19 protein-coding genes are annotated in these 19,715 nt (G+C 66.5%); 8 read left to right on the top strand and 11 right to left on the bottom strand.

Translation table 11 applies throughout. From position 1 onward, the window contains the following. Positions 1-8 precede the first annotated feature (8 nt). The gene (rpoZ, locus tag L1787_RS23325) at positions 9-386 is read right to left on the bottom strand and encodes a DNA-directed RNA polymerase subunit omega (RefSeq protein ID WP_235711510.1); all 378 of its coding nucleotides are present in this window, start codon (positions 384-386) and stop codon (positions 9-11) included. A gap of 213 nt (positions 387-599) precedes the next feature. Between rpoZ and L1787_RS23320 the strand changes: the two genes are divergently transcribed. Further along, a complete protein-coding gene (locus L1787_RS23320) occupies positions 600-1,193 on the top strand; it encodes a LabA-like NYN domain-containing protein (RefSeq protein ID WP_235711509.1) in 594 nt (197 codons plus the stop codon). 262 nt (positions 1,194-1,455) lie between these two features. Continuing rightward, the gene (locus L1787_RS23315) at positions 1,456-2,106 is read left to right on the top strand and encodes a uracil-DNA glycosylase (protein WP_235711508.1); all 651 of its coding nucleotides are present in this window, start codon (positions 1,456-1,458) and stop codon (positions 2,104-2,106) included. Between the two features lie 143 nt (positions 2,107-2,249). Here L1787_RS23315 and L1787_RS23310 read toward each other — a convergent pair whose 3' ends face one another. From L1787_RS23310 to paaN, 10 genes are all read right to left on the bottom strand, one after another. Next, positions 2,250-3,326: a polysaccharide biosynthesis/export family protein gene (locus L1787_RS23310; protein ID WP_235711507.1), complete on the bottom strand. Its 1,077-nt coding sequence runs from the start codon at positions 3,324-3,326 to the stop codon at positions 2,250-2,252. Positions 3,327-3,719: 393 nt separating this feature from the next. After that, positions 3,720-4,988: a KpsE/RkpR family capsule polysaccharide export protein gene (locus L1787_RS23305; RefSeq protein ID WP_235711506.1), complete on the bottom strand. Its 1,269-nt coding sequence runs from the start codon at positions 4,986-4,988 to the stop codon at positions 3,720-3,722. Positions 4,989-5,060: 72 nt separating this feature from the next. Then, complete coding sequence (locus L1787_RS23300) at positions 5,061-5,915, bottom strand: ATP-binding cassette domain-containing protein (protein ID WP_235711505.1); 855 nt, start codon at positions 5,913-5,915, stop codon at positions 5,061-5,063. Positions 5,916-6,247: 332 nt separating this feature from the next. Continuing rightward, positions 6,248-6,958, bottom strand: coding sequence for an ABC transporter ATP-binding protein (locus L1787_RS23295; RefSeq protein WP_235711504.1), 711 nt, complete (start codon positions 6,956-6,958; stop codon positions 6,248-6,250). After that, positions 6,958-7,719 carry an ABC transporter ATP-binding protein gene (locus L1787_RS23290; protein WP_235711503.1) on the bottom strand — a complete coding sequence of 254 codons (762 nt, stop codon included), beginning with the start codon at positions 7,717-7,719 and terminating at the stop codon, positions 6,958-6,960. Before L1787_RS23290 ends, L1787_RS23295 begins: the two co-directional genes overlap by 1 nt. Beyond that, positions 7,716-8,657, bottom strand: a complete 942-nt coding sequence (locus L1787_RS23285) for a branched-chain amino acid ABC transporter permease (RefSeq protein ID WP_235711502.1) — start codon at positions 8,655-8,657, stop codon at positions 7,716-7,718. Before L1787_RS23285 ends, L1787_RS23290 begins: the two co-directional genes overlap by 4 nt. Before the next feature lie 2 nt (positions 8,658-8,659). Next, positions 8,660-9,535, bottom strand: coding sequence for a branched-chain amino acid ABC transporter permease (locus L1787_RS23280; RefSeq protein ID WP_235711501.1), 876 nt, complete (start codon positions 9,533-9,535; stop codon positions 8,660-8,662). Further along, positions 9,532-10,458 carry a ketopantoate reductase family protein gene (locus tag L1787_RS23275; protein ID WP_235711500.1) on the bottom strand — a complete coding sequence of 309 codons (927 nt, stop codon included), beginning with the start codon at positions 10,456-10,458 and terminating at the stop codon, positions 9,532-9,534. The genes L1787_RS23280 and L1787_RS23275 overlap by 4 nt, the downstream gene beginning before the upstream one ends. 76 nt (positions 10,459-10,534) lie before the next feature. Next, positions 10,535-11,677: an ABC transporter substrate-binding protein gene (locus tag L1787_RS23270; RefSeq protein ID WP_235711499.1), complete on the bottom strand. Its 1,143-nt coding sequence runs from the start codon at positions 11,675-11,677 to the stop codon at positions 10,535-10,537. A 68-nt stretch (positions 11,678-11,745) separates the two neighbouring features. After that, on the bottom strand, positions 11,746-13,404 hold the full coding sequence (gene paaN / locus L1787_RS23265) for a phenylacetic acid degradation protein PaaN (protein ID WP_235711498.1): 1,659 nt from the start codon (positions 13,402-13,404) through the stop codon (positions 11,746-11,748). A gap of 214 nt (positions 13,405-13,618) precedes the next feature. Here paaN and paaG point away from each other — a divergent pair, with 214 nt between their 5' ends. The 6 genes from paaG (at position 13,619) to L1787_RS23235 (ending at position 19,557) form a co-directional block, all read left to right on the top strand. Further along, on the top strand, positions 13,619-14,404 hold the full coding sequence (gene paaG / locus L1787_RS23260; RefSeq protein WP_235711497.1) for a 2-(1,2-epoxy-1,2-dihydrophenyl)acetyl-CoA isomerase PaaG: 786 nt from the start codon (positions 13,619-13,621) through the stop codon (positions 14,402-14,404). Between the two features lie 4 nt (positions 14,405-14,408). Continuing rightward, positions 14,409-14,849 (top strand): hydroxyphenylacetyl-CoA thioesterase PaaI, encoded by a 441-nt coding sequence (gene paaI, locus L1787_RS23255; RefSeq protein WP_235711496.1) that lies wholly within the window; start codon positions 14,409-14,411, stop codon positions 14,847-14,849. A 5-nt stretch (positions 14,850-14,854) separates the two neighbouring features. Then, the gene (gene paaK / locus L1787_RS23250) at positions 14,855-16,162 is read left to right on the top strand and encodes a phenylacetate--CoA ligase PaaK (protein WP_235711495.1); all 1,308 of its coding nucleotides are present in this window, start codon (positions 14,855-14,857) and stop codon (positions 16,160-16,162) included. Positions 16,163-16,513: 351 nt separating this feature from the next. After that, positions 16,514-17,188, top strand: a complete 675-nt coding sequence (locus L1787_RS23245) for an HAD-IA family hydrolase (protein WP_235711494.1) — start codon at positions 16,514-16,516, stop codon at positions 17,186-17,188. Continuing rightward, positions 17,181-17,909 (top strand): ATP12 family chaperone protein, encoded by a 729-nt coding sequence (locus L1787_RS23240; RefSeq protein ID WP_235711493.1) that lies wholly within the window; start codon positions 17,181-17,183, stop codon positions 17,907-17,909. The genes L1787_RS23245 and L1787_RS23240 overlap by 8 nt, the downstream gene beginning before the upstream one ends. Before the next feature lie 115 nt (positions 17,910-18,024). Beyond that, the gene (locus L1787_RS23235; protein WP_235711492.1) at positions 18,025-19,557 is read left to right on the top strand and encodes an acyl-CoA carboxylase subunit beta; all 1,533 of its coding nucleotides are present in this window, start codon (positions 18,025-18,027) and stop codon (positions 19,555-19,557) included. The last annotated feature ends 158 nt before the right edge of the window (positions 19,558-19,715 follow it).

The following is a 19,715-nucleotide window of genomic DNA, read 5'->3' as shown; positions in this document are numbered from 1 at the left end:
GTTGGTGGTTACACTTCTTCGGTGCGCTCCGGCGGGACAAGCGTCTCCATCGCGCGCAACAGATCTTCTTCGGACATCGAATCGAACGTCGCGTCAATGGAATCTTCGCCGGACGACTGCGTCGTCACCGCCGTGGGCTCGGCTTCCGGCTCGTCCACCTCGACGCGCTTCTGCAACGAATGGATCAAATCTTCTTTCAGATCCTCGGGATGGATCGACTGATCCGCAATTTCACGCAGGGCAACGACAGGATTCTTGTCATTGTCCCGGTCGACCTGGATCGGCGAACCGCTCGAAATCATCCGAGCCCGGTGACTGGCGAGGAGCACCAGCTCGAAGCGGTTGTCTACCTTGTCGACGCAATCTTCGACCGTGACGCGCGCCATGGCCCCTCCAAACGGATTTCAGTTGACAGGAAGCCTGCCAGATAACAAGCAGGCATTCCTAACGCAAGTGTGTTTGTCGTTTTGCTGACGAGCCTACATCGTGCATTCACCCGCCCTATGTTACCTATCTATGTTCGGGCGTCAGCGGTTGCAATTGTGAGATACGGCAATCGCGGTTTAACCGGCTGAGTTTAACCCAAAGAAAGACGAAGTATGTTCGACCCCAGAGAGAAGATCGCTCTGTTTATTGACGGCGCAAATCTCTACAGCGCCGCGCGGTCTCTCGGTTTTGATATTGATTATAAGCGCCTTCTGACCGTGTTCGGCCAAAAGGGATATTTGCTTCGCGCCTATTATTACACCGCCCTTGCTGAAGATCAGGAATTTTCCACGCTGCGCCCGCTGATCGATTGGCTGGATTATAACGGCTACTCCGTTGTAACGAAACCGCTCAAAGAATTCTACGACCAGAGCGGCCGTCGCAAGGTGAAGGGCAACATGGACATCGAGCTGGTGATCGATGCCATGGAAATCGCCGAGCAGGTCGATCATGTCGTGATCTTCTCGGGCGACGGCGACTTCCGCCGCCTCGTCGAGGCGCTTCAGCGCAAGGGCCGCAAAGTCAGCGTCGTCTCCACGTTGCAGACCCAGCCGCCCATGATCGCGGACGACCTTCGCCGCCAGGCCGATCACTTCATCGAGCTCGCCGACCTGCAGAGCGCCATCGGCCGCGATCCGTCCGAACGCCCCGTGCGCGAGCGCGCCGCCCCGGCGACCGCCGAACGGACGATGCCGAACGACGTGTAAGGGATCGCTTTTGCTCGGCGCGTTGGTTTAACGCGTCAGCAGAGGCAACCCCTATTCGGGAAGGGCGGACTGGCTGACATCGCGCGTCTGTGTGCTCGGGACGCCGTCGCGGGCACCCGTGCGTGCGCCCTCCTCCCGGTCGCCGTGTTGTCCCGCGGGTCGGACCGCGGCATGATCACGTGCCGCTAAACGAACGTCGCCGCCCTGTGACGCCCCGCACTGCGGCGTCACTCCATTCCTTCAGGTCCAGATCCGCCTCATCGTGCTGAACCCCGATCGTGATTGCCCCCGCTGCCCGCGCCTCGTCGCCTTCCGTGACGAGCAGCGGTCGAAGCACCCCGAGTGGCACAATGCCCCGGTCCCGACCTATGGCGACATCTTGGATGCGCGGCTTCTGATCGTCGGCCTCGCGCCGGGCCTTCAGGGCGCGAACCGGACCGGCCGCCCCTTCACGGGCGACTATGCCGGCACCCTCCTCTACGACACCCTCGCCGCGCACGGCCTCGCGAACGACGCGTTCGACGCACGCATCGACGACGGGCTCGTCCTCCACGGCGCTGCGGTTACCAATGCCGTGCGCTGCGTGCCGCCGCAGAACAAGCCGACCGGGGCGGAGATCAAATCCTGCGCGCCCTTCCTCGCCGCGACCGTCGCGGCCATGCCGCGCATCCGCGTCATTCTGGCGCTTGGCCGCATCGCGCACGACGCGGTCCTGCGGACCTTCGGCGCCCGCCTCTCGGCCCACCCGTTCGGACACGGCCGGATCCATCGGATCGACGGCGCTCCCGCGATCGCCGACAGCTATCACCCCTCGCGCTACAACGTGAACACCGGCGTCCTCAACGCCGAGATGTTCGGGGCCGTGATCTCCGAGATCCGCCGCCACGTCGATCGGTCCGACGCCGGAGGCTGACACCGCCCCTCCGGCTCAGCCGCCAACGAAAAAAGCCCTCCCGACGGGGAGGGCTTTTTTTTCGTTGTCCGGACGACGCCCCACGCGGACGAGGCCCGGTGAAAGGGCTCCGCCCGATCCGATGGGATCGAGCGGAGCGCGGGTCAGTTGCCGAAGCGGTTCTGGAGCGTCGCCACCGTGGTCGCCGTGCTGACGGCCGGGCCGACGATCTGCAGGAACTTGCCGAGCTGGGCGGAGGGGTGCGTCGCCACGTAGATCATATCCTCGTCGCGAAGCTCGAAGAGCTGGGCGAGGAAGAGGCTCTGCGGATCGGCGAGATCGAGCCGGTAGACGACCGGGACCATCGTGCCGCTCGGCACCGTGTCGGCCCGCTCGTTGAGCTGCTTGGCGATGCCGTCCGGCTCGAAGCGGAAGAGGAAGACACCCTTGGCGTCGGCGAGCGTGTCGCTGAGGCCACCGGCGCGGCCGAGCGCCTCGGCGAGCGTGACGCGGCGGGAATCGAACTTGTACTCCGAGCGCTGCGATGTCGCGCCGAGCACGGTGAACGTCTTCGGATCGTCGCTGACGAGGATCGTGTCGCCGGGGAGGATCGCGACATTCTCTTTCGGATTGTCGAACAGGTCCTCGAGATCGGCCGTCGCGACGGTGGTGCCGCGCCGCAGGATCACCCGCGTTTGGTAGGTGGTTCCGACCGCGCCGCCGGCGGAGGCGATGAGGTCGAGAATGCGAAGGCCGGCGATCTCGACCGGGACGATGCCGGGGTTTTTGACGTCGCCGAGGACGGTCACCGAGTTCGCGAGGCTCTGCGCCACGAGGAGCTGCACCTGCGGCTGGATCGCCTTGTCTTCGAGGGCGCTCTCGATCGAGCGACGGACGCTGTCGACGGAGCGGTTCGCGGCTTGGACGGCGCCGACATAGGGCACGAAGATCGTGCCGGTGGCGTCGATCTGGGCCTGGATCTGTGTCGCCTTCGAGGTCGTCGACGAGAAGAGACCGTCGCCGCCCGCCTCGAAGATGTTGACGGTCACCTTGTCGCCGACCTCGAGTACGATGTCGGGCTTTACGTCGGAGACTTTGAAGAAGGACGAGAAGCTCGGCGGCCGGAACTGGCCGACGACATTCGTGACGTGCTCGTTGATTTTGACGACGATGAAGGACGGCTTCGGGTCGTCACGTTCGGCCTGAACGATGCTGCTCGAGGTCGGGCCGGCCGCAGGCAAGCCGCCTCCGCATCCGGCTAGGGTCAAGGCAATTGCTGCTGCCAGCCCCTTTTTCAGCATCCCGCGTTCCTCACCCCGAACTCACTACCGATCCGGCATAACACCGAGTTTTCGCGAAATGCACCGTGGATTGTTCAGGAAAGGTCAATGCGGCAGAAGCCGTTGCACATCCGCCACAAGCCGTATCACGGATAATTAAATTTTAAGAGATTTGCGTGGCGCGTTTATTTCTTGCGCGCTGCACCGCGCCGCGCGGGACATCGCAGGCACACGCCGACGACCCAAAATGGCGAACCGGCCGTCGCGCGCCGTCCCCCAAACGCAAGAGACAGGCGAGATCGCTCCCGCCTGTCTCGGATCGGCATATTCGCGTGGGCAGAGCCCGCGCGGGGGTCAGACGACGCGGTCGCGGATCGCGGCGGACACCAGAGCGACGACGCCCCAGATCAGCAGGAGCGTTCCGAACAGGATCAGCGACCAGCGGATCCCTTCCGGGAATTGCGACGATTCCGGCGCGGACCCGCGGACGAAGACGGCCAGATAACGCTGCTGCTTCAACGCCTCCACGCGCGCCCCTTCGAGGGTCGCGAGGGTCGAGATATAGGCCTTCTCGGCAAACTCACGCTCGGCGAGAAGCTCCTCATAGCGGGACAGTCGCTCGGTCAGAACGGGCTGATCCTGCCCCTCTTGGGCGGTGGCGAGACGCTCGCGCTCGGCGGTGATCTGCCGGTGGAGGGCGTCGAGCTGGTTGCGGACATAGACGACGCGCGGGGAATTGTCGCTCATCGTCGTGAGGAGCGCGCTGAGCTCCATCTCGCGCTGTGCGACCTGGCCCTGAAGCTCGGTGACGACCGACTGTTGCGCGACCGCGGTCGCCGTCGGGTCGATTTCCTGCTCCTCGCCCCGATAGGCGGCGACGGACTTGCGGGCCTCCGCATAACGCGCCTCGGCGAGGGAGACCTCGCGCTGCGCCGTCTTCACGCTGTCATTTCGGGCGCGCATCGACAGATCGTTGACGAGGGCCTCGGACTTTTCGATCACCTTGTTGGTGATCTGCTCGGCATCGGCCGGCCGGAAGGCGCGGATGGTGAGCGAGATGATCCCGGTGTCGACGTCGAAATCGACCGCGCTCATCATCTGCCAATAGTCGACCACGTCCTCGATGCTGACGCTCGGGTCCAGCCGATAATACGGGTCGATCGAGGGACGGCTGTAAATTTCGAGGAAGTTCGCCTCGGAGATCAGCGCCTCGACCATTTCGCGCGATTGCACAAACTCCTGCAGGATGAAGCTGTCCGACGTCTCTGAATCGGCCGCGCCCATCCCCATCGAGAACAACCCGCCGAGATCCATCGACGAGCTCGACGAGGAATTGCCGCGGACGGCGAAGGAGCTGTAGGTCGCGAACTGATCGCTCGCGAAGAACGCGTAGAAGAGCCCCGCGACGATCGTCGGCAACAGGACGAAAAGGAAAAAGGTCAGTGAAAGGAAGCGGCTGAACCGCGACGACGCCTTCTCCATCTGCGCCCGTGGCGGCAGCACGAAGGAATCGGGGCTGACCAATGTCGGCTGACGCCGCGCCTCCGGTTGGGTCTCGCCGTCATCGGCGAGATCGACCGGATTGCTGCTCCGCTCCGCGAGAGCGCGCTGGCGCCGCTCCATACGCGCACGCCGTGCCGCGGCACGACGCTCATCGGGGTCGGCAGGAACGAGATTCTTTTCGGTCATCGCGCGTTAGTAAACCTCTTCGCGAACCTCGTCATCGTCCTCGTCGTCGGACGATTTCTGCTGTCCACCGCCGGTGTCTGCCGGAACGGGCAACGCGCCGAAGATGGCGGCCGCCTCCTGAACGTCGTCGAACTGGTACACGTGACCTTCATAAAGCAAAAACGCCAGATTTGCATTCGCAGGGGCATGCCGGGGGGATGATATCCCGATCATGTAGTCGTGGCTAAGAATCATATCCTCGAAACTTTGGCCCTCATCGCCGCTCAAACCGTAGGCCGAGGATCGGAACGGCGAATCGATCAACAGGCAATCGAAGTTCGCCGCGAGGACCACGATGATGCCGAGCCTGCGCTTGGTCACCGTTGTCATCGACTGGATCGGATCGTCCGCCGCTTTCTGCTCCAACTCCGCAAAGGTGAGCATCGAGGCGAGGAGACCGCGCGGCTCGACGCCGAGAATGCGGGCCGTAAAGATCGCGTTCGCACGCACCGAAAGGCGCGGATCCATGAACGACATCAAATGAATCGGCCAGGAAAGGCGCGAATTGACGATGACATCCCCCCGCGTCGGCGGCGCCTGACGCAAGAGCATGTTGAAGAGCGTCGACTTGCCGGAACCCTTGTGCCCGAAAATAACGATTTTACGATTCTTCGGAATCGCGATCGACAGGTCGTAGAAGATCGGGATCCGCCGCCGTTTGGTGCGGATTTCGTAGGTGACTCGGTCGAACGCGGCATGACAGTCCGCCAGCGGCACCGTGGCCTGGCGGGATCTGAGTTCCGCCTCGCTCACAACGTGCTGATCGTCCGCCCCACGGGCGCGAATGGCGTCCTCGAAGGACACGATCTGCGCGCCACTCATCGACAACCTCGTGCCAGCCAACCTCGTGCCAACTTAACTCCTCCGGGCGATCCATCGCGACGGGGCGAACTCTCATGCCAGCGATGGCTGGCGTCTGGCTCTCGCGCGCTCCGTCCTCACCCGCGCCCGTTCGGGGCAGGTCGCAAGCCGCGCCACCATCATTCTAACGCCGTTTGCCACGGCTTGAAATCACCAAAGTGCAGACAAATCGCGCCTATCCTGGCGATCGGCGCCGCTCATCGAGGCATCCCTCTTCTGACGCATCGTCGGCCCGCCCGCAAAGGCTCTAGAGAAATTCCACATTTTGCGCAAATGACACTTCGGAATCCCGATCAAACGCCGAGGAAGGCGCGCTGGATCGCAGGATCGGCGCGCAGGTCCTCCGAGCGGCCTTCAGCGACCACGCGGCCCGTCTCCAAAACGTAGCATCGGCTGGCCAAATCGAGCGCCGCGGCGACATTCTGCTCCACGATCAAGACGGTGAGGCCGGTCTCGCGGTGCCAGTCGGCGAGCGCACGGAAAATGTCGCGCGTCACGGTGGGGGCGAGGCCCATCGACGGCTCGTCGAGGAGGAGAAGACGCGGCCGGGCCATCATCGCGCGGGCGATCGCGAGCATCTGCTGCTGTCCGCCCGACAGGCTGCCCGCGGGCTGGCGCCGCCGTTCCGCGAGGATCGGAAAGAGCGCCTCCATGGCGCGCCGCCCGTCCGCCGCCGCCGGCCCCGCTCCGTGGGCCCTGAAGGCGCCGAGGGCGAGATTGTCGGCAACGGAGAGCGGCGCGAAGACCTGCCGCCCCTCCGGCACCAGCGAGACGCCGAGGGAGACCCGCCGGTGCGCCGGAAGGCGCGTCACGTCCCGATCGGCGAAGCGGATCCGGCCGGACGCCGCCGGATGCACGCCGGCGATCGTCTTCATCAAAGTCGTCTTGCCCGCACCATTCGCGCCGACGATCGCGACGATCTCGCCCGGTTCCACCCGCAGCGAGACGCCGTGCAGCACCTCGATCCGCCCATAGGCGGCGACGAGATCCTCGACCGCGAGCATCAGCCGTCGGCCCCGAGATAGGCCGTGCGGACGGCCGGATCGGTGCGCACGGCGTCCGGCGGTCCGTCAGCGATGATACGCCCCTGGTCGAGGACGATCACCCGGTCCGAAAGGCTCATCACCATCGCCATGTCGTGCTCCACGAGAATGACCGCGATCCCCTCCCCCGCCAAACGCCGAATGAGCGTGGAGAGCGCCTCCGTCTCCACCGCGTTGCAGCCGGCCGCAGGCTCGTCGAGAAGGAGGACGCGGGGCTTGGCGGCCAACGCACGCGCGATTTCGAGGCGCTTCAGCTCGCCATAAGAGAGCGAGGCGGCGGAGCGGTTCGCCACCCCCTCGAGCCCGACATGGGCAAGCTCGGCCCGCGCCGCCTCCCGCGCCCGCCGCTCCCCGGCGAAGACCGCGGGCAGCGGCAGAAGATGGCGCAGAACATTGTGGCTCTCGCCGAGATGGTGGCCGACCATCACGTTCTCGAGCGCCGTCATGCGGAAAAACACCTGAAGGTTCTGAAAGGTCCGCGACAGGCCACGCTCGGCAAGGCGGAAGGGCGGCTCCCCGGTGACGTCCTCGCCGAACAGGCGCACCCGGCCCCGCCCCGGCCGATAGACGCCGGTCAGAATATTGAAGAGCGTCGTCTTTCCGGCCCCGTTCGGGCCGATGATCGCGGTAACGCCCGCCTCCGCCGTCTCGAAGGTGATGCCATCGAGTGCACGCACGCCGCCGAAGGCGATGCCGATCCCATCCGCCGCGAGGCTCGTCATCGGACCCTCCGCAGCACGCCGCCGAAGAGCGCGGCGAGGCTCGGCACGATGCCGGCCCGCAGGCCGATCATCACCGCCATCATGATGAGGCCGAGCACCATGTGCTCATACTCGGCGAATGCGGTGAGCATCTGCGGCAGCGCCGTCAGGATCACCGCGCCGACGACGGCGCCGAGCACGGACCCCATGCCGCCGAGGACGACCATCGTGATGATTTCGATCGACGTCAGATAACCCGCGACGTCCGGGGTGACGAAGCCGTCATAAAGGGCGAGGAGCCCGCCGGCGATCGCCGCATAGACGGCGGAGATGACGAACGCGGCGCTCTTATAGCGGGCGACGTCGATGCCGGCGACCATCGCCGCGACCTCCGAATCGTGCACGGCACGGAGCGCCCGTCCGGTCGGGCTCGCCTTCAGCGAGGAGGCGACGATCGCGCCGAAGATCAGCGCAGCGGCGGCGATCCAATACCAGGTGTCCGTCCCCCGCGCCCGCCAGCCGAAGAGCTCGAGCCGCCCGACCCGCATTCCGTCCGGCCCGCCAGTGAGCCACGCTTCGTTGTTGATCACCATCGCGATCAGGATGCCGAGGCCGAGCGTCGCGACCGCGAGGGCGAAGCCGCGCAGCCGCAGGATCGGCCGGCCGATCACGAGAGCGAGGACGCCCGCGAGGAGGACCCCGGCGACGAGCGCGAGGAGCGGATGAAGCCCGAGACTCGCCGGTCCGATCGCCACCGCATAGGCGCCGATCCCCAAAAAGCCCGCATGGCCGAGGCTTACCTGCCCCGCGTCGCCGACGAGGATGTTGAGGCCGATCGCGGCGAGCCCGTAGATGAAGACGAGCGTCGCGACGCGCAGGACGAAATTGGAATCGGCGAGAAACCAGACCGCCACCACCACGAGCGCCAGGATCAGCGCAGCTCCGAACCGTGCCGCCATCGTCAGACCCGCTCGACCGCACGGCGGCCGAAGAGCCCCGCGGGCATGAAGAACAGCACCGCGAGGATGACGAAGAAGGCGAACGCGTCCTTATAGTCCGAGGAGATCAGCCCCGCGCCGAAGGCCTCGATGAGGCCGACGAGGAGACCGCCCGCCACCGCGCCGACCGGATTGCCGATCCCGCCCAGCATCGCCGCGGCGAAGCCCTTGAGCGCGAGCAGTGTGCCGACATCGTAGCTCGTCAGCGTGATCGGGGTGATGAGGATACCGGCGAACGCCCCGATGCCGGCGGACACCGCGAACGAGAGGCAGACCACCATCGCCGTGTTGATCCCGACGAGGCGGGCGGCGAGCCGGTTCGCCGCCGTCGCGAGGACGGCCTTACCGAGAAGGGTCCGCTCCAGAAAGAGGGTGAGGAGGACGACCACCGCGAACCCGCCGCCGAGCACCCAGAAGGTCTGCGGCAGGACGGTCGCGCCACCGATCCGGATCGGCGCATCGCCGGTGATCGGCGGAAGGGCGTGGAACTGCTTGTCGAACACGATCTGAGCGAGACCGCGCAGGAAGATCGACGCGCCGATGGTGATGATGATCAACGCGATCGGCGGCGCGCCCCGCGCCGGCTCGATCGCGAGCGCCCAGAGGAGGATGCCGATCAGCACCGCCGCCCCGATCGCGACGATCGCCGCGATCGGGAGCGGAACGCCGGCGGCGGCGAGGAAGACGGTTGTCATCCCGCCGATCATCACGAACTCGCCTTGGGCGAAATTGATGACGCCCGAGGCGTTGTAGATCAGCGTGAATCCGAGCGCGACCAGCGCGTAGACCGCGCCGACCGTCAGGCCGGAGAAGGCGAACTGGAGAAGCTCGGCCGTCATTCGATCTGGGGCGGCCCGTCCCGCCATGGGCTGAGGGCGGCGAAGGCCGCGCGGTGGACGGGCGTCGCGATCCCCGCCGCCTCGCCGAGCGCGACGAGCCGGCCGGACAGGAACGGCACTTCGAGGCGCTTGCCGCGCGTCAGATCGTCGAGCATCGACGAGCGCATATTGGGATTCGCCTTGGCGATGAACTTGAGCCGCTCCTCGACCGTGTCGGGCGCGACGCTCGGCTCGTGCGCCTTCGCGACGGCGAACGCCTCGGCGAGCGCGTCCTCGAAGAGGGCCTTGGCGTTGGGATCGGCGAGGATCGGCCCGATCGGCAGCCGCGTCAGTGAGGTGATCGCCGAAAAGGCCGACAGGAAGACGAACTTCTCCCAGACCCGGCGGCTGATATCCTCGACATATTCGTAGCTCGCCCCGGCGCCCTCCATCGCGGCCGCGAACGCCTCGAGCGGGGCCCGGTTCGTCCCCTCATAAGGACCGAACACGAGGCGTGCGAACGGCGAATAATGGCGGATCGTGCCCGGTTCCTTGACGTCGGCCGCGATATAGGCCGTGCCACCGGCGGTGCGCCGCGCGCCGAACGCGTCCGTCAGCGCCTCGCGCGCGGTAATCCCGTTCTGGAAGGAGGCGACGACGGTGTTGTCGCCCACCGCCGGGCGGATCGCCTCGATCCCGGCATCGGTGTCGTAGAGCTTGACGAGGAAGAGGATCATGTCCACCTCGCCCACCTCCGCCGGATCGTCGGTCGCCTTCACCGGGATCGTGAAATCCCCGGCCGTGCTTTCGACCACGAGGCCGTTCTGGCGCATCGCGTCGAGATGCGCCCCGCGAGCGATGAACGTGACGTCCTCGCCCGCCTTTGCGAGGCGCGCGCCGAAATAGCCGCCGACGGCACCCGCGCCCATGATCATGATCTTCATTCTTGGCCCCTGGTCTCGTTCCTCGGCCGACCGCCCCGCCGACCGTCGGCGAGCGCGGCCGTGCCGTCTCTCTCGGTCAGTCGACGAGGGTCCAGTCGCCGTTCTGAATTTCGAGCATACGAAAGGCACTGAGGTCGAGACCGAGATGATCGTCGGGGGTCATATTCACGACACCGCCGGTGCCGATGAAGTCCTTCGTTTCTTCAAGCGCGTCGCGAATCGCCACGGGATCGGTGGAGTTCGCGCGTTTGATTGCGTCGAACACCAGCATCAGACCGTCATAGGCGTGGCCGCCGAACGTCGAGACCGGCTCGCCCGTCTCCGCCTCATAGGTGGTCTTGTAGTCGACCACGACGTCCTTTTGCGGATCGTCGTCCGGCAGAAGCTCGGCGACGAGAAGCGCGGAGGCCGGCAGGCGCACGCCCTCGGCCGCGTCCCCGGCGAGTTCGATGAACGACTTCGAGGCGACGCCGTGGCTCTGATAGAACGGCACGTCGATGCCGAGCTGCGCCGCATTGCGCGTGACGATCGCCGGCCCCTGGCCGAAGCCCGGATTGACGATCGCCTCGAGGCCCGCGGTGTTCTTGATGTTGGTGAGCTGGGGCGTCATGTCCGAATCCTTCGGCCCATAGCTCTCGTCGGCGACGATCTCGATCCCGTAATCGCCCACCACGCCGAGACACTGCTCGCGCATCGACTTGCCGAACCCGTCGGTCCCCGAGATCAGCGCCACCTTCGACAGGCCGCGCTTCTCAATGTCCTCGAAGATCTTCTCGCACGCCATCTTGTCGGTGTGCGGCGTCTTGAACACGAAGGGCTGCACCGGATCGATGATCACCACCGCGCCGGCGAGCGACATCAGCGGGATTTCATAATCGTCGAAGATCGGCGCCATCGCCATCGTGGTGCCGGTGGTCGACCCGCCGACCATCGCGACGATGCCGTCATCCTCGACGAGGCGCGTCGCGAAGGTGCGCGCCTGGTTCGCATCGCCGCCGGAATCGTAGACGATAAGTTCCACCGGCCGGCCGAGAAGCCCGCCATCCTCGTTGATACGGTCGACATAAAGCTCGATCGTCTTCTTCTCGGGCTCGCCCAGAAAAGAGGCCGGCCCGGAGGCGGACAGAACCGCCCCGATCTTGATCGGCTCGCCCGATTGCGCGGCCGCCGGCAGAGCGAAGCCGATCGCGGCGGCGGCCGTGATGAGCAGAGATTTCATCCAATTCCTCCCCAAATGGCGGGGCGGCCGTCTTTGGCGCGGCGCGTCCCCTTGAACGGTTCAGGTCCTCATGCGGCGACCGGCCGGCGCACGGCGGCGACCGAAAAGCGGTTTGCGACGAAGGCGGCGTCGGTCAACGTCGCCGTCCCGGCGGGATTGAGGCCGGAGACGTGAAAATCGGAGAAAGCGGCCGATTGATTGACGAGAAGCTGCCCCGTGAGGTTGACCGAAAGCGGCGCGCCGACGCGGCCGAAGGCGTCGATCGCCGCGTCGATCAGGCCTTCGTCGAGCCCGTAAAAGGAGGCCGTGATCGCCCCTTTTTCGGCGACGGAGCCGGCCGCGAGGCGGATCGCCTCGTGCGCGTCCGGTGCGGTGACGACGAAGCCGATCGGACCGAAACACTCCTCCCGCCACGCCTCGTCCGCCGCGTCGAGCGCGACGATCGCGGGGGTCGCCGTCCGCGCATCCGTCTCCCCCTCGACGGGCGTGCTCGCCCGCACGAGGCGCCCGGATTTCTCCGCCGTCTTGACCCGGTCGAGCGTCGCCGGGTTCTGCACCGCCCCGAGGATCGCCATCGCCCGGTCGTGATCGCCGAGGATCTTGTCGAGCGCCGTCGCGATCCCCTTTGCCACATCGTCCGGCGACTTGTGACCGGCGTCGGTCTCGATGCCGTCTGCCGGGACGAAGATCGCCTGCGGCGCGGTGCACATCTGACCCGAATAGAGCGACAGGCTCATCGCGATATTGCCGGTGAGGCCGCGGAAATCGTCGGTCCCGGTGATCACCACCGGGTTGACGCCGGCCTCCTCGGTAAAGACCGGCCGCCCGTGCGCGTGGCTGCGCACCACCGCGCCGAACGCCGCCGAGCCGGTGAAGTCGACGAGATCGACGTCCTCGCTGGTCAGATAATCCAACGTGACCGGCTGGTCGGGATCGTCGGCAGCGAGGAGGACCGTGTTCGGGTCATATCCCTCTTCGGCGATCACCTCGCGCAAGGTCTTTACCGTGAGGGCGAGCGGCAGGATCGCCATCGGATGCGGCTTCACGATGACGGAATTGCCGGTCGCGAGATCGGCGAAGATCGCCGCGTAGGAATTCCAGGTCGGGAACGTCGCGCAACCAATCACGAGGCCGACCCCGCGCGGGACGATGCGAAAGGTCTTGTCGAGGATGAGCGGCGGGTTCTTGCCCTGCGGCTTCTCCCAGCGCACGGCGCGCGGGATCGCCTCCATCGCCTCGAAGGCATAGGCGACCGCCTCGAGCCCGCGATCCTGCGCGTGCGGGCCGCCGGCCTGAAAGGCCATGATGAAGGATTGCCCGGTCGTGTTCATCACCGCGTTCGCCATCAGGAAGCTGGCGCGGTTCAGCCGGTCGAGCGCTTCGAGGAGAATGCCGATGCGCACGGCGACCGGAGCGTGTGCCCAGACGGCGCCCGCCGTCTTCGCCGCTCCGATCAGCCGCTCGGCCGGCGCGACCGGATAGGTGATCGCGAGATCGAAGCCATAGGGGCTCGACTCGCGGCCGACCGGCGCGCCCTCGGCGGGCTGGTCGAGGGGGAACTCTCGGTTGAGCAGCGCCTTGAACGCCGTCTCCCCGTCGGCCTTGGCGCTCTCGCCATAAAGCCGCCCGGACGGCATCTCCGGGTAGGCCGACCAATAGCCCCGTGTGCGAATTTCTCGGACCGCGCGATCCAGGGTCTCGCGGTGCTTGTCGAACAGCGCGCTCACGTTCCCTCCCGGCCCTGACGGCCGTTATCGTTCAACTCGGTCCGCGCCGAAAATTCCGGCAAACCCGCGAAAGACGGCGCGTTGACAACGTCTTTGAGGGCTCAATAAGTTACGGAAAACGACATGCGTCAAGTGTATCTGTCACATATCGGACGGAGCACGGGTGACGCGAAAGGGGCATCGGCGGATCGCCGAATGCCGTTTGGGGAGGCCTATGGACACCGTTCGCAGCGCGCGACGGGGCGCCGTCTTGATCGTCACGCTGAACCGTCCCGAGACGCTGAACGCCTTCAACGAGGAGATGCATCGCGATCTCGCCGACGCGATCGCGATCGCCGAGACGGACACCACCGTCCGGGCGATGATCCTCACCGGCGAGGGACGCGCCTTCTCCTCCGGCCAGGACCTGTCCGACCGCCGCGCGGGCGGTGCCGCCGACCTCGATCTCGGCGACACGCTCGGCCGGCTCTACAACCCGTTGGTGCGTCGCATCAGGGCGCTGCCCTTGCCGGTGATCGCCGCGGTGAACGGCGTCGCGGCCGGGGCGGGCCTCAATGTCGCCCTCGCCTGCGATATCGTCGTCGCCGGCCGCTCGGCGGTGTTTTTGGAGCCGTTCGCCAATCTCGGCCTGGTGCCGGACGCAGGCGGCACCTTCACCCTCCCCCGCCTCGTCGGCCGCACGCGGGCGCGGGCGATGGCGATGCTCGCCGAGAAGATCGACGCCGAGACGGCCGAGCGCTGGGGCCTCGTCTACCGCCTCTATGATGACGCCGCGCTTGTCGACGAGGCCGTTCGGATGGCCGAGCGCCTCGCCGCTCTCCCCACCAACGGCCTCGCCCTCATGAAACGCGCCTTCGACCTCGCGGAGACGGCGAGCCTCGACGAGCAGCTCGACAATGAGCGCGACATCCAGCGCGAGGCCGGGCGGCACCCGGACTATCAGGAGGGCGTCGCCGCCTTCATCGAGAAGCGCAAACCCCACTTCATCGGACGCGGTTGAGGCGATGGAGACCGCCCGCCGTGCCGCCGATGCCATGTGGGCCGAAGACCGCGCGAGCCGAGCGCTCGGCATGACGGTGGACGCGGTCGGCCCCGCCTATGCGCGCCTGTCGATGACGATCCGCGAGGACATGACCAACGGGCACGGCATCGCCCATGGCGGTTTCATCTTCGCCCTTGCCGATTCGGCCTTCGCCTTCGCCTGCAACGCGACGGGTCAGAGAGCCGTCGCGAACCAATGCCAGATCACCTATTTGCGCCCCGCAAAGTCGGGCGACCGGCTCACCGCCGAGGCGAACGAGCGCTATCGCGAGGGGCGACAGGGGATCACCGACGTCACCATCACCACATCCGACGGCACCGTGATCGCGGAATTTCGCGGGCATTCCAGAACGATCCCCGGATCGTTGCTCGACGATGACGCCGCATCGCCAACCAGCGCGTAAGCCTCATGTTGGGCCTCACCCCCGACCGCACGACGCTCGATCCGATCGAAATCGCGAGCCGCGACGAGATCGCCGCCCTGCAGCTCGCTCGCCTGAAGCGGACGCTCGCCCACGCCTATGAGAATGTCGCCCATTATCGCGCGGCCTTCGCGGCGGCGGGCGTCCACCCGGACGATCTCACCGGCCTCGGCGATCTCGCCAAATTCCCCTTCACCCGCAAGAGCGACCTTCGCGAGACCTACCCGTTCGGCATGTTCGCCGTCCCGCGCGAGAAGATCGCCCGCATCCACGCCTCCTCCGGGACGACGGGGCGCCCGACGGTGGTCGGCTACACCGCCGGCGATATCGACAACTGGGCGACGGTGGTCGCCCGCTCGATCCGCGCCTCCGGCGGACGGCCGGGCGACATGGTGCACGTCGCCTACGGCTACGGCCTCTTCACCGGCGGGCTCGGCGCCCATTATGGCGCCGAACGGCTCGGCTGCACCGTGGTCCCGATGTCCGGCGGCATGACGGAACGCCAGGTTCAGCTCATCGAGGATTTCCGCCCCGACATCATCATGGTGACGCCGTCTTATATGCTCGCGATCCTCGACCAGTTCCGCGCCGCCGGGCTCGATCCGCGCGCAACGTCCCTGAAGGTCGGCATCTTCGGCGCCGAGCCCTGGACGAACGCGATGCGCGCCGAGATCGAGGACGCCTTCGACATGCATGCGGTCGACATTTACGGCCTCTCGGAGGTGATCGGTCCGGGCGTCGCCAACGAGTGCGTCGAGACCAAAGACGGGCTTCATATCTGGGAGGACCATTTCTATCCGGAGGTGATCGACCCGGCGACGGGCGACCCCCTTCCCGACGGCGAACTCGGCGAGCTCGTCTTCACGAGCCTCACCAAGGAGGCGCTTCCGGTCATCCGGTACCGCACCGGCGACCTCACCCGGCTGATGCCGGGCACCGCCCGCTCGATGCGGCGGATGGAGAAGGTCACCGGCCGCTCCGACGACATGATCATCCTGCGCGGGGTCAACGTCTTCCCGACCCAGATCGAAGAGCAGATCCTGAAGCTTGCCGCGCTGAGCCCGCATTATCTCATCGAGATCCGCCGCGAGGGCCGGCTCGATGCGATGACGGTGCATGTCGAATGCCGCCCGGACGCCGCCGATCCGGCCGCCCGCGCCGCCGCCAGCGAGCGCCTTCACGCCGCGGTCAAGAACCTCATCGGCATCTCGATCGAGGCGCGCGTCCTCGATCCCGGCGCGATCGACCGTTCGATGGGCAAGGCGAAGCGCGTCGTCGACCACCGCAAGGGCTGACCGCCCCCTGACGCACGGCGCCGCCGCCCCCTCGGCAAAAAGACGGCACCCGCCGAGCCTGTTTTCCGGAGCCAACCCTCGCTGAAGCCCGATCAGCGGCGGATGGCGGGCGGGGGCAAGGGCGAAGAGCGAAGCGTCCCTTGCCGCCGCCCGCCATCCGTCGCAGGGCTTCATTCAGCGAGGGTTGGCTCCGGAAGACAGGCGCCCCCGACTGTTTTTTGGTGGAACCTGAGCCCCCGCGCCGCCACCATGCACCGCGCCGCGTTGGCGCACGGCTTGACCTGGCGTCGGCTGCGGGCCAGCGTCCGCCCGCGCGGGCAACGGGGTCCGCCGCGCCGTCTCCTGGGAGCCATGCAACCGCGTCTCGTAATCTTCGACTGTGACGGCACGCTCGTCGACAGTGCTTCGGTGATCGTCTCGGCGATGTCCGCCGCGTTCACCCATCACGATCTCGTCCCGCCTTCCCCGGAGGAGATCCGCGCCATCATCGGCCTTTCGCTGCCGGGGGCCGTGGCGAGGCTCGTCGCGCATCACCCCGAGGCGCCGGTCGACGATCTCGTCGACGCGTATAAAGCCGCCTTTCGCGACATGGCGACGCGTGACGCGGCGCTGGAACCCACCTTCCCGGGCACCGAGGAGACGCTCGACGCGCTGCGCGCCGACCCGGCGACGCTTCTCGGCATCGCCACCGGAAAATCCCGGCGCGGCCTCGAGCGCGTCCTCGCCAACCACAATCTGACGGATCATTTCGCCGTCACGATGACCGCCGACGACGCCCCGTCCAAGCCCGCACCGGCGATGGTGCTCCAAGCCGCGGCAGCGACCGGGATCGACCCCGCCCGCACCGTTGTCATCGGCGATACGACCTACGACATGGAGATGGCGCGCGCCGCCGGCGCCTTCGCGATCGGCGTCGCGTGGGGCTATCATCCCCCGGCTGGCCTCGATGCCGCCGGCGCGCAGGCGATCGCGAGCGCGATGCCGGAGCTTCCCGTTCTTATCAAGGCCCTCATCCCCGATGACTGACCGTTCTTCGCCCCAGCCCGCGCCCGATCCGATCAAGCGTTTCTATCGCGAGGCGCGCGCCGAGCCGCACGAGAGCGGCGAAGCGCGGATCCTCCTCGACGGCCGTCCGGTGCGGACCCCGGCGCGCAGCCACCTCGCCGCCGCGCCGGCGATCGCGGAGGCGATCTCCGCGGAGTGGAACGCGCAAGGCGACGTGATCCTACCCGTCACGATGCCGCTGACGCGGCTTCTCAACACCGCGATCGACGGCGTGTCCCAGGCGATCGAGCCGGTGCGGGAGGATATCGTCGCGATCGCCTCCAACGACCTGCTTTATTACAGAGCCGACGCCCCCGAAGGGCTCGTAGAACGCCAGCGCACGCACTGGGATCCGGTGGTGGCGCGTGCGGAACAGCGCTTCGGCGTGCGCCTCGTCCTCGCCGAGGGGGTGATGCCCGTCAATCAGGACGAGCGGCTCGGCGCGGCATTGCGCGCCGCCCTTCCGGGTGCCCCCGTCCCGCTCGCCGCCCTCCATCAGCTCACCACGCTGACCGGCTCCGGCCTTCTCGCGCTCGCGGTGTCGGCCGGCGAACTCGGCTTCGAGGAGGCCTGGCGCGCGGCCCATGTCGACGAGGACTGGAACATCAAGGAATGGGGCGAGGACGCGGAGGCCGCCGCCCGGCGCGAGGTGCGCCGCAAGGACGCCGAGGCGGCCGCCTTCGTCCTCGCCGCCAGCGGCTGATCGGGCCGCGCCGCCCGTCTTCTGTGGCCAGCGCAATTCCCTGCGCCGGCAACCTCGTCTAAAACGCGCATTGCCGATCGATATTTAGAGACGAACACGAGGCGAGGATCCGCGCATGAAGGACGTTCTGATCGAGCTCGAGCGCCGACGCGAAGAGGCGCGCGCCGGTGGCGGCGCCCGCCGGATCGAGGCGCAGCACGCGCGGGGCAAGCTGACCGCCCGCGAACGGCTCGACGTTCTTCTCGACGAAGGCTCGTTCGAAGAATTCGACATGTTCGTCGAACATCGCTGCACTGATTTCGGCATGGAGAATCAGAAATATCCCGGCGACGGCGTCGTCACCGGCTGGGGGACGATCAACGGGCGCACCGTCTTCGTCTTCGCCAAGGACTTCACCGTCTTCGGCGGCTCGCTCTCCTGGACTCACGCCGAGAAAATCATGAAGGTCCAGGATATGGCGCTGCGCAATCGCGCGCCGATCATCGGCCTTTTCGACGCCGGCGGGGCGCGCATCCAGGAGGGCGTCGCCGCGCTCGGCGGATATGGCGAGGTGTTCCAGCGCAACGTGCTCGCCTCGGGGGTGATCCCGCAGATCTCGGTCATCATGGGCCCGTGCGCGGGTGGTGACGTCTATTCCCCGGCGATGACGGACTTCATCTTCATGGTGCGCGGGACGAGCTACATGTTCGTCACCGGCCCCGACGTCGTGAAGACCGTTACCAACGAGACGGTGACCGCCGAGGAGCTCGGCGGCGCGGACGTCCACACCACCCGCTCCTCCGTCGCCGACGGCGCCTATGACGACGACATCTCGGCGCTGATCGACGTGCGCCGGCTCGTCGACCTCCTCCCCGCCTCGAATGTCGCGAAGGCGCCCTTCCTCGCGACGCAGGACGCCCCGGACCGGATCGAGGCGTCGCTCGACACCCTCATTCCCGACAGCCCGACCGCCCCTTATGACATGATGGAGCTGCTCGAGAAGGTCGCCGACGAAGGCGAGCTCTTCGAGATCCAGCACGCCTTCGCCAAGAACATCATCACCGCGTTCGGCCGGATCGAGGGCAAGACCGTCGGCTTCGTCGCCAACCAGCCACTGACGCTCGCCGGCGTTCTCGATTCCGATGCCTCACGCAAGGCCGCCCGCTTCGTGCGCTTCTGCGACGCCTTCAACATCCCGCTCGTCACCTTCGTCGACGTGCCGGGCTTCCTGCCGGGGACGGCGCAGGAATATGGCGGGCTCATCAAACATGGTGCGAAACTTTTGTTCGCCTATGCGGAAGCAACCGTCCCGAAAGTGACCCTGATCACACGCAAAGCCTATGGCGGCGCCTACGATGTCATGGCATCGAAGCATCTGAGGGGCGACGTGAATTATGCTTGGCCGACCGCGGAAATCGCCGTTATGGGCCCAAAGGGCGCGGCGGAGATCCTCTATCGCGCGGATCGCGACGATCCGGATCGGTTGGCGGACCGCATTTCCGAGTATGAGACGCGGTTTGCCAACCCCTTCGTCGCCGCCGAGCGCGGGTTCATCGACGAAGTCATTCTGCCCCATTCGACACGCCGCAGAATTTCCCGGGCGCTTCGTCTGCTGGAAGGGAAATCTCTGGAGAATCCTTGGCGCAAGCACGACACGATTCCCCTCTAACATCGTCCCGACTGCAATAAGACAGAATCGAGACATATTTCCGCCATCTTTTTGCCATGTCACGCTGGATGACTTATTTGCGCCTTATTCGGGTGGGCTGGCAAATTATGGTTGATTCTCGACACCTCCTTAGGTTGTTGTTCGTGGCAACGACGAGT

It is taken from the genome of Acuticoccus kalidii (assembly GCF_021556395.1).
GTDB classification, from domain to species: Bacteria; Pseudomonadota; Alphaproteobacteria; order Rhizobiales; family Amorphaceae; genus Acuticoccus; species Acuticoccus kalidii.
This window is presented reverse-complemented; position numbering and strand designations above follow the sequence as displayed.